The 15,735-nt window shown below is 62.7% G+C and carries 17 protein-coding genes; 9 read left to right on the top strand and 8 right to left on the bottom strand.

What is annotated here, in order from left to right:
* Positions 1-14: 14 nt before the first annotated feature.
* Positions 15-779, top strand: a complete 765-nt coding sequence (locus ACIPY3_RS08955; protein WP_400332744.1) for an IclR family transcriptional regulator — start codon at positions 15-17, stop codon at positions 777-779.
* On the opposite strand, the gene ACIPY3_RS08950 is transcribed toward ACIPY3_RS08955, so the two are convergent.
* Positions 748-1,953, bottom strand: coding sequence for a GGDEF domain-containing protein (locus ACIPY3_RS08950; protein ID WP_400332741.1), 1,206 nt, complete (start codon positions 1,951-1,953; stop codon positions 748-750). The genes ACIPY3_RS08955 and ACIPY3_RS08950 overlap by 32 nt on opposite strands.
* Positions 1,954-2,047: 94 nt before the next feature.
* Entirely contained in the window at positions 2,048-2,926 is an 879-nt protein-coding gene (locus tag ACIPY3_RS08945; RefSeq protein WP_400332738.1) for a helix-turn-helix transcriptional regulator, read from the bottom strand.
* A 129-nt stretch (positions 2,927-3,055) separates the two neighbouring features.
* Between ACIPY3_RS08945 and ACIPY3_RS08940 the strand changes: the two genes are divergently transcribed.
* From ACIPY3_RS08940 to ACIPY3_RS08930, 3 genes are all read left to right on the top strand, one after another.
* On the top strand, positions 3,056-4,318 hold the full coding sequence (locus ACIPY3_RS08940; protein ID WP_400332736.1) for an MFS transporter: 1,263 nt from the start codon (positions 3,056-3,058) through the stop codon (positions 4,316-4,318).
* A gap of 179 nt (positions 4,319-4,497) precedes the next feature.
* Complete coding sequence (locus ACIPY3_RS08935; protein WP_400332733.1) at positions 4,498-6,978, top strand: glycoside hydrolase family 3 C-terminal domain-containing protein; 2,481 nt, start codon at positions 4,498-4,500, stop codon at positions 6,976-6,978.
* Between the two features lie 95 nt (positions 6,979-7,073).
* Positions 7,074-7,853: an isocitrate lyase/phosphoenolpyruvate mutase family protein gene (locus ACIPY3_RS08930; protein WP_400332730.1), complete on the top strand. Its 780-nt coding sequence runs from the start codon at positions 7,074-7,076 to the stop codon at positions 7,851-7,853.
* A gap of 66 nt (positions 7,854-7,919) precedes the next feature.
* Here the strand turns inward: ACIPY3_RS08930 and ACIPY3_RS08925 are convergent, their stop codons facing one another.
* Positions 7,920-8,843, bottom strand: a complete 924-nt coding sequence (locus ACIPY3_RS08925) for a LysR family transcriptional regulator (protein ID WP_400332728.1) — start codon at positions 8,841-8,843, stop codon at positions 7,920-7,922.
* Positions 8,844-8,995: 152 nt separating this feature from the next.
* Here ACIPY3_RS08925 and ACIPY3_RS08920 point away from each other — a divergent pair, with 152 nt between their 5' ends.
* The 3 genes from ACIPY3_RS08920 to ACIPY3_RS08910 all read left to right on the top strand — a co-directional run bounded on the left by ACIPY3_RS08920 (position 8,996) and on the right by ACIPY3_RS08910 (position 10,863).
* Positions 8,996-9,334: a hypothetical protein gene (locus ACIPY3_RS08920; RefSeq protein ID WP_400332726.1), complete on the top strand. Its 339-nt coding sequence runs from the start codon at positions 8,996-8,998 to the stop codon at positions 9,332-9,334.
* 547 nt (positions 9,335-9,881) lie between these two features.
* Entirely contained in the window at positions 9,882-10,292 is a 411-nt protein-coding gene (locus ACIPY3_RS08915) for a VOC family protein (RefSeq protein WP_400332723.1), read from the top strand.
* A gap of 106 nt (positions 10,293-10,398) precedes the next feature.
* The gene (locus ACIPY3_RS08910) at positions 10,399-10,863 is read left to right on the top strand and encodes a hypothetical protein (protein ID WP_400332720.1); all 465 of its coding nucleotides are present in this window, start codon (positions 10,399-10,401) and stop codon (positions 10,861-10,863) included.
* A 126-nt stretch (positions 10,864-10,989) separates the two neighbouring features.
* Here ACIPY3_RS08910 and ACIPY3_RS08905 read toward each other — a convergent pair whose 3' ends face one another.
* Positions 10,990-11,523 carry a hypothetical protein gene (locus tag ACIPY3_RS08905; protein ID WP_400332717.1) on the bottom strand — a complete coding sequence of 178 codons (534 nt, stop codon included), beginning with the start codon at positions 11,521-11,523 and terminating at the stop codon, positions 10,990-10,992.
* 308 nt (positions 11,524-11,831) lie between these two features.
* On the bottom strand, positions 11,832-12,140 hold the full coding sequence (locus tag ACIPY3_RS08900) for a hypothetical protein (RefSeq protein WP_400332715.1): 309 nt from the start codon (positions 12,138-12,140) through the stop codon (positions 11,832-11,834).
* Positions 12,141-12,392: 252 nt separating this feature from the next.
* Between ACIPY3_RS08900 and ACIPY3_RS08895 the strand changes: the two genes are divergently transcribed.
* A complete protein-coding gene (locus ACIPY3_RS08895; RefSeq protein WP_400332712.1) occupies positions 12,393-12,989 on the top strand; it encodes a dihydrofolate reductase family protein in 597 nt (198 codons plus the stop codon).
* Between the two features lie 116 nt (positions 12,990-13,105).
* Here ACIPY3_RS08895 and ACIPY3_RS08890 read toward each other — a convergent pair whose 3' ends face one another.
* Positions 13,106-13,456: a hypothetical protein gene (locus ACIPY3_RS08890; protein WP_400332709.1), complete on the bottom strand. Its 351-nt coding sequence runs from the start codon at positions 13,454-13,456 to the stop codon at positions 13,106-13,108.
* 257 nt (positions 13,457-13,713) lie between these two features.
* Here ACIPY3_RS08890 and ACIPY3_RS08885 point away from each other — a divergent pair, with 257 nt between their 5' ends.
* The gene (locus ACIPY3_RS08885; RefSeq protein ID WP_400332706.1) at positions 13,714-14,745 is read left to right on the top strand and encodes an LLM class flavin-dependent oxidoreductase; all 1,032 of its coding nucleotides are present in this window, start codon (positions 13,714-13,716) and stop codon (positions 14,743-14,745) included.
* A 6-nt stretch (positions 14,746-14,751) separates the two neighbouring features.
* Here ACIPY3_RS08885 and ACIPY3_RS08880 read toward each other — a convergent pair whose 3' ends face one another.
* Positions 14,752-15,408: a heme oxygenase (biliverdin-producing) gene (locus ACIPY3_RS08880; RefSeq protein WP_400332703.1), complete on the bottom strand. Its 657-nt coding sequence runs from the start codon at positions 15,406-15,408 to the stop codon at positions 14,752-14,754.
* Positions 15,409-15,490: 82 nt separating this feature from the next.
* Positions 15,491-15,691 carry a hypothetical protein gene (locus tag ACIPY3_RS08875; protein WP_397325127.1) on the bottom strand — a complete coding sequence of 67 codons (201 nt, stop codon included), beginning with the start codon at positions 15,689-15,691 and terminating at the stop codon, positions 15,491-15,493.
* Positions 15,692-15,735 lie beyond the last annotated feature (44 nt).

The following is a 15,735-nucleotide window of genomic DNA, read 5'->3' as shown; positions in this document are numbered from 1 at the left end:
GAAGGGATGTGGTCATGGGTGACAGTGCGGCGGAACGCGTAGCGGCGCTGCTGTTGGCTTTTGAAAACCCTGGGCAGGCTGGAGGTGAACACTCAGTCAGCGAGTTGGCCCGCGCAGTTGGCAGGGAACGCAGCCAGGTATCCCGGATGCTTAAGGCACTCTCACATAGCGGACTGGTTGAGCAAGACCCCGATCGACGGACCTACCGGCTGGGATGGAACCTCCGCATTCTCTCCACGGGGGCCGGCAATTACCCGCTGGTTCTGGCCACACGCCCAGCGCTTCAGGCCTTGGTGGCGAAAACCGGAGAAGTCGCTCTCCTGTCCGTCCAAGAAGGAAACCGATCCCTTACGGTGCTCCGCGAGGAATCGCAGCAGTCTCTACGTGCCGGTGGATGGGTAGGCCGCCGATCCCCCATGCACTGCACAGCTTCAGGGCGGGCTCTGATGTTCGACTTCGATGAAGAACATATCGAAACGCTCACGCTCGCCGACCTTGAGATCCCAACATCGGCTCCCGGCGCACCCAAAGACCTGGCTTCGCTCCTACAGAGGGTTCACCTTGAGCGCGCAAGGGGCTACTCCGTAGCGTCCGAGGAGGTCGAAATCGGGCTCACGTCCATTGCCGCCCCGGTCCGCGACCGCATGGGCCACATTGCGGGAGTACTCAACGTCTCTGCGCCCACCTCGCGCATCATCAACAGAACCGACTCCATCGGACAACTGCTCATCACAGCATCCAAAGCCATCACACAGAACCTCGGATCACGCCGGTCCTAGCGTTTTGTCCTCCCATTGCAGGATCGGACACTACCCCCGCCGCCACCTGACCAGCCACATTGAACGCCCGGTTCCGCCCCGCCGCCTTGGCCTGGTAGAGGGCCTCGTCCGCCGTCTGGATCAGGTCCTCCAGCGACGGCCCGGAACAGGGGGTCGACGCGATGCCGTAGCTGACCGTAGGAAAGCTCAGTCCGTCCGGCGCCGGAGCAGCGGCCAGGCGGCGGCTGATTTCCGCGGTGATGGCTCCCGCCGCAACCTCGTCGGCACCCGGCAGCAGGATCACGAATTCTTCGCCGCCGTATCTGGCCACCAAATCCGTCCGGCGCACTGACCCTTCGCAGGCCGCGGCGAACGCCCGGATTGCGGCGTCACCGGCGGAATGGCCGTGCGTGTCGTTGATGGTCTTGAAGTGGTCGAGGTCGGCCAGAACGACGGCGGCCACCGCACCTGTCCGCTGCGCGGCAGCAAGCTCGCGTCCTGCCAACTCCATGAACGCCTCACGGTTCAGGAGCCCGGTCATACCGTCCCGGCTGGCCCGTTCGTTGAGTGCGGTGATGAGTTGGTCGTTGCTGAGCACGGTCATGCTGAAGGAGACCAACACCAGCAACATGAGCAGCAGCATGCACGTGATGGCCGGGCTGAAGAACGAGCTGAGTATTTCGCTGGTGGGCCCATCCACCAGGTACACCACGGCCCGGCATCCGAAATAGCCCACCAGGATGGCTGCGACAACCAACAACGGCCGGTGCGCCTGGGACGCCGGAGATTTCAGCATCGCCAGTTCCCGGACGGCCAGGGCCATCCCCACTGCCATCGAAACGAAGTAGACCAGGCCGCCGGGCCAGACTCCGTCCGTGCTTGTTTCCAGGAACGAAGCAAAGGCCGTGGCCCCTGGAGCAACAAGGAAGGGCCATAACGGAGCCCTCAACCCCCGAAGGGAACGGAACCCAGCCCACACACCGAAAGCGCCCGCTACCAACAGCGCATTTCCGAAAGGATTCGCCGCCCAGGTCCAGTCAGTGCCTTTCAACCAGTAGGCGGCGTTGCCCACCAGCCAGCAGCCCAGCGCAACGCACCAGCAGGCGCTGTACAGGGATCGGGTCCGCCGATAGGACCCCAAAAACAGTACGCACAACGTCAACGTCACGATTGCCAACGCCAACTTCAAACTCACCAGATCCAGCATCAACGCCCCCATCCAACGGACCAGCTTAAAGCCTTCCCTCGGATGGGCCGAACATGACGCGGCGGGCTGCAAGCAGGAGGCCTCAGCGAGCGCCCGCAGCCACCTTCTCAACCACGTTTTCTGTCGCCGCCCAGGACGCGAGGAGCTTCAACGCCTCTTCGCTGGAACTTCCGGGAACGGCGGGGTACACGGTGATGTGGAGGCCTGTGTCTTCATCGAGCTCCAACTGTTGGTAGGTGAGCTCCAAAGCCCCCACCACCGAGTGGTGGAAATTCTTCATGCCCGAGCGGTGCCGCCGAACGTTGTGCGCTGCCCAGAGCGTACGGAACTCATCGCTCCGCATGGACAGCTCCCCCACCAATTCGGCAATGCCCTTGTCGTGCGGGAAACGTCCGGCCTGCCGGCGCAGGATCTCCACGTTGGTGTTCTTGGCCCGTTCCCAATCGGGGTAGAAGTCCTGTCCGCGCGGATCCAGGAAAATGAACCGGGAGTGGTTCGCCGGCCCGGCCGTGCTGCGGAAGAGGTCGTAATACATGGCGTAGCCCAGGGCATTCGCCGCCACCACGTCCATGCGGTTGTTCGCGATGAGGGCCGGGGCACCGGTGATGGCGTCCAGGAAGTACTGCAACGCGGGGTCCAGGGTGGGGCCCGCCTTCTTGGCCTTGGTCCGGTTGCCTCGGTTGGCTGTGCGGGCAAGGTCGTACAGGTGGTCCTGTTCGGCACGGTCCAACTGCAGCGCCCCGGCGATTGCGTCCAGCACGCTGTCAGATACTCCGGACAGGTTTCCCCGCTCCAAGCGTGTGTAGTAGTCCACGCTCACTCCGGCCACGCGTGCCACCTCGTCGCGGCGCAGGCCGGAAACACGGCGACGGGCGCCGAACGATTCGATGCCTGCCTGCTCAGGGGTGATTCGCGCGCGGCGGGACATCAGGAATTCCCGCACCTCCGATCGATTGTCCATGGTCAACACGTTACGACCCCGCGCGTTTGTTGTGAGAGGTTCTGCTGGAACCCGTATAGACCGGGCCTCCCACCAGGCGTTCCGCTCGTGATCGGATAACTCCCAGTTGTTCGTTAGGGAGGCCAATCCATGCCAGAGACTGTTGCTGCCACGCACCGCGAGGTCAGCGCCCATCCCGTTGCCCGCTGGGCCGGGGTGTACGCCATGTCCTTCGGGGCCTTTGCCCTGGTGGCGTCCGAGTTCATGCCCGTCAGCCTGCTCACCCCCATGGCCCAGGACCTTCAGGTCTCGGAAGGCTTGGTGGGCCAGGGCATCGCAATATCGGGACTGTTCGCCGTCCTCACCAGCTTGTCCATTTCCACGCTGACCGGAACCATGAACCGGCGGACGTTGCTTCTCGCTTTGACCGCGTTGATGGGTGTTTCAGGGGCCCTGATCGCCCTGGCGCCGGGATACCTGCCGTTCATGGTGGGTCGCGCCTTCATCGGCGTCGTGATCGGCGGCTTCTGGTCCATGTCCGCGGCCACCGCCATCCGCCTGGTTCCCGCACCACGGGTTCCCCGTGCCCTGGCCATCGTCAACGGCGGCAACGCCCTGGCCACCGTGCTGGCGGCACCGCTGGGCAGTTACCTTGGCTCACTGATCGGCTGGCGCGGCGCCTTTTTCTGCCTGGTTCCGGTGTCCGTCGTGTGCCTGGCGTGGCTCTGGTTTTCGCTGCCGTCCTTAGCGGCACCGTTGGCGACCAGCCCGACGGCGGCAACAGGCCCGACGTCGGACCCTGGGTTTTCGTCGCGGGCACCAAAGGTGCGCAGCATCTTCGCCATCTTCACCGCGTTCCGCCAGCCCGCCGTCGCCTGGGGAATGGCCGCCTGCGGCGCCTTCTTCATGGGGCAGTTCATCCTGTTCACCTACGTCCGGCCCTTCCTGGAAACCGTGACAGGGGCGGACGTGACATCCGTATCGCTGGTCCTCCTCGTCCTTGGGGTGTCCGGCTTCGCGGGCACCGCGCTCATTGGCCGTTTCCTGGGCGCCTGGCTGTACCGGACCCTTACGGTGATTCCGGCCGTCATGGCACTCATTGCGGCGGCCCTGGTCCCGTTCGGTGCGGTCTTCGCCGTCGTCGTGGTTCTCCTAGGCGTGTGGGGGCTGCTGGGGACGTCGGCGCCTGTGGGGTGGTGGAGTTGGGTGGCGCAAGCCATGCCCCACAACGCCGAACAGGGCGGCGGACTCATGGTGGCCGTGGTGCAGACCTGCATCGCGCTCGGGTCCACGCTCGGGGGTGTCTTGTTTGACTCGTTCGGCTTTGAAAGCACGTTCCTGGCGAGCGCCGGTGTGCTGGTGCTGGCCGGGTTCCTTGCCTGGCAAACCAAGCGCGTGACCACCGGACCGTAGTTGGCCTTTGCCGGCAGTTGTTGTAAATTTGCGGGACGAACGTAGGCAGACGCAATCCGTTCGGTGGGCCTGCTCGCAGCGGTCAAGGCATCGCGAACCCCACCGATCTTGATGCAGCCGGCACCACCTGATGGGTTATCGGGCAGGTAGTCGGCGGCATATTGCGAAAGGCTCACCGCATGTCTGCAATTCCCTCGTCGGTCCCTGAACGTCTTGAGGACGAACTCCGCAAGCGACTGGCTTCCCTGGATCTGGAAGCCAAAGTCAGGTTGCTGTCCGGCAAGGACCACTGGAGCACGTACGCCGAGGAATCGATCGGGCTCCGCTCCCTGATCCTGTCCGATGGAACCGTCGGAATCCGGGGCGTCCGGTGGACCGAGACCGGGACCTCCATCAACATCCCCTCAGCAACGGCCATTGCCGCCAGTTTCGATCCCGAACTTGCCCGTTCCATGGGATCCGTCATCGGTGCTGAGGGCCGGCGAAAAGGTGTGGACGTTGTCCTGGGGCCGGTAGTCAATCTGCAGCGCACACCCTACGGCGGCCGCCACTTCGAAGCCTTCAGCGAGGACCCCCAGCTCACGGCCAGCATGGGGGCGGCCATGGTGGCAGGCATCCAGTCGGAGGGGGCAGCCACCACGGCCAAGCACTTCATAGCCAACGAGGCCGAAACCGACCGCACGAACTCCAACTCCGTCGTGTCCAAACAGGTGCTTCGCGAGGCGTATCTGAGGCCCTTCGAAGCGATTGTAGAGGCCGGCGGCCTGGGCGTCATGTCCTCCTACAACAAGGTGAACGGAACACCGGCCATCCAGTCGGAGCTGATCACTGAGGTCCTGGAGCGGGAGTGGGGTTTCGATGGCCTGGTGGTCTCGGATTGGGGAGCAATCCGGAACGTGGATGCCGCATCCAGCGCGCGCGGCGGCACCGACCTGGCGATGCCCGGTCCCAAGACGGCGTGGGCCGATGGTCTTCTGGACGCTGTCCGTGAAGGGCGTGTCCCCGAAGCCTTGATCGACGGCAAAGTGCTCCGCCTGCTGAGGCTGGCTGCGCGGGTGGGCGCGCTCCAGGGCATCGGTCCCCTGGTGGACCGCGAAACCCTGCCAACTCCCCCGCTCGCGGAAGCACTCGGCGTTGGCCGGAAGCTGCGGGATGCGGGGACCAAGGGTATGGTCCTCCTGCGGAATGAGGGAGAAGTCCTGCCCTTGCCTCCGAGTGTTGGAAAGATCGCCGTGATCGGTCCTGGCGCCGTGACACCACGAACCAACGGCGGAGGCAGCGCGGCCGTGGTTGCACCCGCTGCAGTCCCGCCGCTGGAAGCAGTGAAGGCCGCCCTTCCCGATGCGGAAATCCAGTACGCCGAAGGGGTCCGTCCTTACACACTCGTGAAAACCCTCTCAGCCGCGAACGGCAGCGCACCCGGTGGCCCCGGAGTGGTTCTGATCGATTTCCTCGACGCTGAAAGTGCGGTCCTGGGAAGCGAACGCCGTCACCGCTGCGACACCCTGACGTATGGCATGGGCTATCCGGAGGGTGTCCCCGAAGATGCCGTCACGGCCATCCGCGCCAGTACCCGCCTCAGCGTGGACGCAGCGGGCGATTACGTGTTCGCGGCGGCCGGATCCGGCTACGCCCATGTGACCGTTGACGGAGTCACGCGCTTGGACGACGAATTGGTACCCATTAATTCCGACGCCGTGGTGGGAATGTCCCTGCCGCCCCAGGGCCTTATCCAGCTTTCGATGACCCCGGAACGACCGCTGGATATCGTCTTCACGTACACGCCGGTACAGAAGACCGTGGCTTCCCTCCGGCTGGGCTTCGAAACGGCAGCCCCGGATCCCGATGCGCTGATCAGGGAGGCCGTTGAGGTTGCCCGCGGCGCTGACGTGGCCTTGGTTTTCGTCGGCACCAGCTCCGAAGACGAAGCCGAAGGTTTCGATCGGTCCACCCTTGCACTGCCTGGTCGGCAAGACGACCTCGTGGCCGCCGTTGCCGCCGTCGCCCCTCAGACAGTGGTGGTGGTCAGTTCCGGCGCGCCGGTCCTCCTGCCGTGGCGGACGCACGTGGATGCGGTGCTCCTTTCATGGTTCGGTGGCCAGGAGATGGGGTGGGCGCTGGCCGACGTCCTCACTGGTGCAGCCGAGCCCGGGGGCAGGTTGCCCGTCACTTTCCCGGCCGATGAACAGAACCTGCCGTCACCGCGGCCGCACGATGGCGACGTTGTCTACAGCGAAGGGCTGGACATCGGTTACCGTGCCCACGCCCGAGTTGGAACCGCGCCGGCGTATCCGTTTGGCCACGGCCTGGGTTACAGCGCCTGGGACCTTTCGGCGATGTCCATAGAGAAACACGCCGCGGGGGTGGACGTGGCGGTAACGCTGGGCAACGTTGGCGGCCGGGAATCCCGCCAGGTGGTCCAGGTGTACGTCTCGCGGGAGACGACCGGCGTCGTCCGGCCTGCCCTCTGGTTCGCAGGGGCGGCAGTCTCCGAGCAGGGGCCTGGAGCGGAGGAGACCGTGACCGTGCCTGTTCCGCGTCGCCTGTTCGAGCACTGGGACGAGGGCTCCGGATCGTGGAGCCTTGAGCCCGGTACGTTCCGGATACATGCCGGAACGTCCAGTGCTGACCTGCCGTTGGCGATGGACGTGGCGTTGTAAGACTGGCCGGCTTTGGGTTCGGCTGGGCTGCTGCGCCTAGGCTGTGGTTTGGAAGGTGCGATTCACTCCACAACATCAAACGACGGAGGAAAACCATGACCGAAGCAAACACCACCGCACTCGCGCAACAGCTGAAGGCCCTGCACGAGGCACCCGAAATCCTGAGTGTCGTCAATGTGTGGGACGCCGTCAGTGCCACCACGGTTGCAGCACTGCCCGAAACCAAGGCAATCGCTACGGCTGGCCACTCCATCGCAGCGGCCTACGGTTACGCCGACGGAACCATGCCCCTGGACGTGGCGCTCAGCGGAGTGGAGCGGATCGTCAAGGCAGTGGACCTGCCGGTCACGGCAGACCTCGACGACGGCTACGAAGACCCTGCCGAAACCATCCGCCGGGCGATCGGCATCGGAGTCGTGGGCGCCAACGTCGAGGACCGCTTGCGGCCTTTCGACGAGGCAGTAGCCCGCGTGCAGGCCATCATCAAGGCCGCCGACGACGAAGGCATCGCCTTCCAGCTGAACGCCCGCACCGACGCGATCGCCAAGGGTGGCGACCGCCCGATCCAGGAGAGCATCGAAGACGCCATCGCGCGTGGCCGCGCCTTCCTCGACGCCGGCGCTTCGCTGGTTTTCGTGCCCGGCGCGCTGACTCGCGAGGTCATCGAGCCGTTGGTTGCCGGCCTCGGACACGGCAAGCTCTCGGTCATCGGTGCCCCCGGCGCCCTGCCCGCAGCCGAACTCCAGGAACTCGGTGTGGCCCGGGTTTCCTATGGTCCGTTCACGCAGCGGGTTGCCCTGCGTGCCTTGCAGGACCTGGCCTCCGACCTCTACGGCTCAGGGGTCATCCCCAAGGACACTCCTGCGCTGAACTAACTTCCAGCCCTGAGGTGGTCCCGTCGCTGTCACAGTGGCGGGACCATTTTCATGAGCCGGACCTTTTCATGAGCCCCATCGCGTATCGAACGCCGCCGCCGATTCCCTCAGAAGCCGGGCGAGCGTGTCGACGGGCAAGCTGGTGGGCCTTCGCCGCTCAAACCGCCGCAAGGCGATATGCCTGGTCCCCAGGCCGGGAACATCCAGGACATCCACCTGGTCCTGGATCACGCCGGTCAGCGCGAGCGTAGGCACAATGGCTACACCCTCACCGGCCGCGACCAAGGCGAGCGCAGTCAGCGTATCTGCGTATTGGTGGACCGTCTCTATGCGGACGCCTGTTGAATGACGCAGCCGGCCGAGCACCGCGATGTTGGCCGCAGACGGCTCGACCCCCAGCCAGGGCAACGGCAACCGGCTAAGGTCGATGCTTTCCGTGGCCAGCAACGACCCTGCCGGAACCACCAGTTTCCAGGGTTCGTCAAGCAGGGGTTCCTCCACCATTCCCGATGCCAGCGGCTGCTGCTCTGCCGCCGTCGAGTCCTTTTCCACCACCACGGCGTCGAGTTGGCGTTGCCGGAACAACCGCATCAAGGGCGGGAAGCTGTCCTCGACGATTTCGATCGTCAACTGCGGGTACATGCTGCGCCATTCGGGGATCCGCGGTATCACTACTGTCCGCATGAAGCTGGTGAAGCCACCCAGCCGGACAACACCGGCCACCTTGGCCTCGCCTTCCATACGGGTCCGGGCAACATTCAACGCCCTTTCAATCTCTTCGCCGGCTTCGGCCATGGCGAGACCCGCGGGCGTGAGCACTGATCCTTTCGGCGTCCGGACCAGGAGAGCTTGGCCTGCTTCGCTCTCGAGTTTGCTCAGCTGCTGGGACACGGCCGAGGGCGTAATCCGCAGTTCGTCGGCCGCCGCGAGGACCCCTCCTGTGCGGGCGACGGCGAGCAAAACGAGGATTCGGCGCGGGTCCATTTCCATGTTAAGAGATCCTAAATACCGGCTTCAGATAAATGCAATTGAACTAAACAATTATCTCCAGCAAGATCTATCTCAGGGCCACTTCTGTTGGCCCACACCACACCAAAAATCCGCTTGCCGCTCGGCTGGCGCCAACTCGTGAAAGGACTGAAATGGAAATGCTGTGGGAAGTTGTTGGATGGACCGGTGCGGCGGCGATGCTTGGTGCTTTCATGTCAGTTTCCATGGGTTGGCTGAAGCCGGGAATCAGCTTCCAGGCCGTGAACCTGTTCGGCGCCTGCGCGTTCATTCTTAACGGCTTGCTTCATGGCGCGTGGCCCTCTGTTGTCACCAACATTGCCTGGTTCCTGATTTCCAGCATCGCGATTCTCCGCATGCGCGCCAAGCAGCGGGCGGTGGCGGAAACCGTCGCGCCCACCGCGGAGGTCAGGGAATTCACGACGACGGACACCGGCACCCATGTGGTGGTCCCGGTGGCCAAGTGCGCGTAGGCGGCTCACGCCCGGCGGTTTGTTGGCTTATGGATTGATACACGGAAGTGCCCCCATCCTTTGGATGGGGGCACTCTGCGTTGTCTTGGTCCTGGCGCGAGGCGCTGCCAGCGAATGGAGCGTGAAGCTATCCGCGCACAGTGACAGAGAACTTCCACACGACTTTCCCGGTATCGGTCATGATGAAGCACTGACTCGCACGGGTCCAGGAGGAGTTCATCGTCAGGCGCTTCGTGTTACACGCGGACTGGGTGCTGAAATCTGTCGGGTAAAGGTATGAGTAGCCCGCAGCCTGCGCCGGCGCCGCAACCGCGAGGCCTCCGACGGCAACCGCGGTAGCTGCAGTAATACTGGCAATGGTGTTTCGACGCTTCATAGTCTCTCCCCAAATAGGACTGAACGAATAGGGCCAAACTACCAGCGCGGACTTGTCACCACGATGGGCAGGAGTGCCCATCGCAAAGGCCAAGCGGCCGCCGCACAGGACGGCAGTAGGTGGGGGACCGGCTTACGGGCAGCTGTGATCAAGCATGAAAGACTCACATTCGTGAATACCCCTATCAAGGGTGCCCTGCACCATGTAGAGCTGTGGGTCCCGGACCTCGACCGCGCCGAGGAGGAATGGGGATGGATCATGTCCCGCTTGGGCTACTCCGTTTACCAAAAATGGGATTCAGGCGTAAGTTGGCGACTTGGCTCCACCTACATCGTGGTCGAACAGTCACCAGCCTTGAGCGGCCCAGAACATGACCGCACGGCACCAGGCCTCAACCACTTGGCGTTCCTCGCGGGAAGTCAGAAAGACGTTGACGCGCTTGTAGTGGAGGGCGTTACTTGGGGGTGGAGGCAGCTGTTCCAGGACAAGTACCCACATGCTGGTGGCGCTGATCATTATGCGGGTTATCTCATCAACTCCGAGGGCTTTGAGATCGAGCTCGTGGCTACCCTTGAGGCATAATGTGGCCAGCGTCCGGTGGAGGATGCTTGTCGGCCCCGAAGAGAGACAAAGATCAATGGACATTGGCATGGCCGTTCCGGCCGCGACTAGTCTGTATGGATCCCGAGTGACCCGCCGGGCGGTGCTCAATAGCGTGGCCGGCGCAGTTCTCGCCGCCACGGTAAGTGCGTGCGGATTGTTGGAGTTCCCCGACGAAGTAGACGCTTCTGACATTGTCGGCGGGTGGACATCGAAGCCTAAGAAAGGCCACGCCACAGTTTTGAAGCTCTCCGCTGACGGCATGTTTGAGTGGTCCGGCGTGCCCGAAGGAACGTTCAGCGACTGGCCCTCCTCAGAGAAGCTCGACTGGGAAAGGCTTGAAACGTACTCTGGCGAGTGGTCGATCGAGAAGGACATCACTTCCAAGAAGTTCACGGACGTCAGACTGAGGGCAGACAAGTCACAGCATGTGTCAATATTTCCCTTGTCCGTCTCCAAGCGCGGCTCAGAACGTTCGCTCACCTATTGGCTCGGCGATCCCGACTCTGCCGACAGTTTCAAATTCCATCTCACATCCCGCACATTTGGCTAGAACCTTCCGGAAAAGCGCCGGCTGGCAGAGTTCCTGCAAAATATGAGAAGCCCGGATCCAGACTCGCATCTCAGGTTCTCTACCCGACGGCGACCCCCAAAGCTCCAAGCACGGTGAAGGATCATCTTACGGACGCTGGGGTGTGCCGGCGCGGGTTGTGAAGTGGACTTGGATGCTCTTGAGTTCAGCGCGTGGAAGAACGGCGGTCACGACGCCGCCGGTTGCCAGTTGGGCTCCGATGCCGTAGACGAACGGGTCCGTGTCGATCTCTGCACCGGGCACGCTGATTCCGTTGATGAAGGTGCTTACGTGGCTGTTGACCATCCGGCTGGTTATCGGGGGTGGGTGATGGTCCCAAGGGTTGCTTCCCGGCCAGAGCTCTTGCCGGTACTGGTTCATGAGGATGTGGTTGATGTGATCAGTCAGCAGCCGTTGAACCGATGAGTGCTCGGATGGAGCGCGGTGCCAGGTGGTGCGCACGGCGTCCCATAGTTGCGGGTAGCGTAGTCGCTCCACTTGCTCGATCAGCCAAGGGGGGCGCGGCCAAGGAGGAACTTCCTCGATCGATCTGCGAGTCTTCTCGTCGAGGTCTGCGAGGTTTACCGGATCTTCGTGATCATCCGGGTTTCGCCATAGCGTGTAAGTGATGCTTACGGTCATTTCACTGTATCCATGATCATCCCAGCCATTGGTCACCCCCACGGAGTCCGTGTCCTCCAACGAAGGTTGGGGCGTAAGCCCCATCACCGGAATGGGCATGAGTTTCAGGTTCTTGGCCCATGTGGCACGGGGATCTGGGGCGTCCTCAGGAAGAATGCCTGCCGCTCTCATGCCTCGACTATGAACCAAACGAAGGAACCTGTAAATCCGGGCTGCGTTCCCGGCGCAAATGTCCCGCGAGGGATCCTGTACCTGACGAAGTAGAAGGCCATTCAAGAACAATCGTGTCTTGGCAGTAGTCGTGGCGGCTACGGCTCATATTCCACGTCTGCGAAAGCTCTGACTTCGTAGCGGAGTTGTTCTGCGATACTGGCGCCCTGCGCTATCCAGGTTCTCTCCTTATCACGCGAACTCCAACCGCTCAGATAGACTCTTTCGGCTTCCCACGTGTCATACCAAGCTCGAAGCCGGTTCGTGAGATTCCGTGAAAGCCCATAGTCGGCAGGCTCCATTGTGTATTTGGTTGGATGCTCGACAGTGTTGTTTTCCCAAAGCGGCCATTTATATCCGTAATCAGGGAAAAGCCGGATGACACGACGGACGGGAATTTCCGACATGGCCGAAGACTCCTTTCCGAACATGGACAGGCAACCAACGCGAGCACTAACCTGCGCCATCTGTCTAAGAGTCAATCTACAGTTGCGTCGTTCGTTGGGCACTTGAAGCCTCCGCAACGGCTCCTAACCCTTCAGTTTCGAAGGCACCTGACACCCACATGCGCCTTGTCGCCCCAGACACTGCCCAGGGGTTCCGCATGTCTGCCCTCGCTGTTAGTTTGTGACCATCTTGCCGCCAGAGAGGAACGGGTCATGAAACTCACCGTCAGCCTGCAGGTCACCCTCGACGGTGTCGCCCAAGCCAACGGCGGCAACAATGAGGAAATGGATCCCGGATTCACTCGCGGCGGCTGGGCAATTCCCCTCAACGATGCTGAAGCCGTTCAGTACATCCTCGACACCTGGAGGCGCCCGGACGCGTTCCTCCTCGGACGGAAGACCTACGGACTGTTCGAAACGTACTGGGGTGCGCGCAACGACGACGGCGGCTTTGGTGAGGCAATCAGCTCAAAGCCCAAGTACGTCGTCTCGACCACGCTGACTGAACCAAGCTGGGAGCAGACGACCGTGATCCCCGACGACCTTCCCAACCGGGTGAAAGAAATCAAGGCTCGGCCCGGCGGCGAGCTTCTCGTGGTTGGCAGCGTCTCGCTCGCACGATGGCTGCTCGAGAACGAACTGGTCGACGAACTGAATCTGGTCCAGTTTCCCGTCATCGTCGGAGAAGGCGAACGCGTCTTCCCCCACAGCGGGCTCGATTTCAGGCTCCAGCTGACGGACTCTCGCGTTTTTGGGAGCGGAATCGTGGGCCTCACCTACCGAGTGGGCGGACGCCCCGAGTACGCCTGACGCATGAGCCTGCCTTGTCCTTGACCGGCGGTGCGTCACCAACCTCATCAGGATTTAACAATCGAGCGCCCTTGGGTACGATCTCGTGCGTGTGGGAGAACAAGCGCCCAGGTCGGCTACGGACCGCCCATGAGATCGCAACCGAACACACCCTCGCTCGTTCGCACGACGATAAACACCCTGGCACTCGACGACGGCTCCTGCGCGAAGATCACTCCACCTCCGGCTGTCAGGCCCTGCGAAGACAACAATCCGATGTCGTACTTCGTGGGCCTCGGATCAGGACCGCAGTTGTACTCCCTCCCGGCAAATTGAACTTTCGATGGCACCTCTTTCGGCGCGAATACCCAGTCCGAAGTCTCTTGGTGGACGCTCCAAAGCCGGATGGCGGCAAAAGCTCCCACCAGAAGCACCGCGGCAACGGCCACTAAATAAGGGATACGCGTTCGCCGGATCGAGGTAACCATGGACCTACTTTGCCAGTTGCTGCAATACAGTAGGCATGCACACGAGCACGTTCTGCAGCGACCGGGTCGAAATGCCGTAACCAACAGCCAACGCCAGTATCACCGCTAGCCTGCCTAGCTCCTTCTTCACTTCAGAGACGCTCACCGTGCACATGAAACAGCGGCGACTCATCACAAAAGGTAACCTCCCGCCGTCGTGATCTAAACGGGCGCCTATTCTGGGCAGTAGCCGCCGCCCCCATCGTGAAGGAACCCGCATGCCCACCCCCGACCGTCCGCTCCGCAAGCTTGGCTTCCTCACCATCGGCCTGTTCGACCCCGCGGATCCGGCGGCAGGGCACCGGTCCACGTTGGAGATCATCGAACTCGGCGAGCGCCTGGGTTTCGACAGTGCTTGGCTGCGGCACCGGCATTTGCAGTTCGGGATTTCGTCCCCGGTGGCAGTGATGGCGGCCGCGAGCCAGCGCACCGCACGGATTGAGCTGGGCACGGCGGTGACTCCGCTGGGTTGGGAGAATCCCCTGCGCCTGGCGGAGGACCTTGCCACGGTGGACCTGCTGAGCGGCGGCCGCATCAATCCCGGCGTCAGCGTGGGTGAACCGATGAACTACGACACCTTGAAGCACGAGCTGTACCCGGACTCTGCGGACACTGAAGACTTCAGCTACGCCCGCGTGGAACGCCTTGCCAGGCTGGTGGCGGGCGAAAAGGTGCGCGAGTTTTCCGGCAAGCAGGGTGTGGTGGAGGAGTTCTCCAACCGCGTGGAACCACACTCCCCCGGTCTGCGGGATCGACTTTGGTATGGCGCCGCCAGCCTCAAGTCGGCCGTCTGGGCGGGGACGAACGGCTTCAACCTGCTCTCCAGCAGTGTCATTTTTCCGGAGGAAGGCCAGGACCCGGACTTCGCCCAGATCCAGCAAAGCCAGATCAGGGCTTTCCGCGAGGCGGCACCGGCCGGGCAAGCGGCGAGGGTTTCGCAGGGTCTGGTGGTGATCCCTACCGATTCCGCGTCGAACGCACAGAGGGAAAAGTACCAGCGCTACGTCGACGAACGCACGCCCCGCACCAAGACTCCGCAAGGCCCCAAGCGGGTGATGTTCGCCCAAGACCTCATCGGCACCAGCGATCAGATTGCCGAGCAACTGTACGCGCACAAGGGGTTCCAGGAAGTGGACGAGGTGGCGTTCGCTCTTCCTTTCAGCTTCGAGCACGAGGACTACGTACAGATCCTCACGGATATCGCTGAGAAGCTGGGCCCCGCCTTGGGTTGGACCCCGGCGGAGGGATAGCCGTGCCTAGGAGTGGACGTCGTCCTTGGATTCCATCAGGTCAGCAAAGACCCGACGATTGGTTTCGAAAGCAGTAAAGGCATGTGCCAATACGTCGGACCGCTCCTCCGGGGTCAACTGAAGGCCGTCCAGGCGGAGCCGGTAAGCGTCCTTGTAGGTTTTGAGCTTGCCGAGGCCATCAAATGAATAGAAGCTCAGACCATCCGGCGACATCCCGTAGTGCCGTTGCACCAGCGTCGAGATGATCTGGCCACCCGACAGGTCTCCGAGATAGCGAACGTAGTGGTGCGCCAACAAATAGGCGGTGGCTTGGCCGCCCGCAGCCGTGAGCTCATCCGCGTAAGCCCGAGCCGCCCGTGTGACGTGCAGGTCACCCACGGCCGGTCGGCTCTCCCAATCCCGGCCAAAATGCACGGACAAGTCGCGTTCAAGCGCCGGCACGCGCTCCAAGGCGGGATCGTGGAAGGCGCGCAGCCTCCCATCCGAGGCTGAGGCGAGCGCCGATTCCAAGGCTCTGTAGATCACAAGGTTCTGCAGTAAAAGCCTGCCGACATCCCGACTGCCGAGCCGCCCGGCCAGCAACTCGGCCACGAAGGAGGATTCTTCGGCATTCTGGTGTGCCGCAGCAGTGTACGACTTGAGATCTTCGGACAGGGCGGTCATGGAAACTCCCAAGGCTGTGAGGGGCGGAGCCAAATTGTTTGATGACACCTTGTCATAAAACTGCCCAGTAGATAAGACCTGGTCAGTCCACAAACTCCGACTGCGTCTCGATGAAGTCCCAGTCCGCCTCGGTCAGCCCACCGCTGAGGTCGTCCTGATGCGGTCCGCCGGCCTCCGCGATGTGCTGCAGGACCTGGAGCGGCAGTTCCTCGGAGCGCAGGTTTTCGCGCAGCCATTCCTTGCTGTCCAGATGAAGATCGAGCCACCACATGAAGATTTCCATCGCACGCCGCCTTCCTTCGGATGAGAGGCCCCGAGGCCACGGAT

The organism is Paenarthrobacter sp. NPDC089714 (assembly GCF_044748905.1).
Classification (GTDB): Bacteria; Actinomycetota; Actinomycetes; order Actinomycetales; family Micrococcaceae; genus Arthrobacter.
Note: the sequence above shows the minus strand (reverse complement) of the source record. Positions and strands in the feature narration are given on the sequence as shown.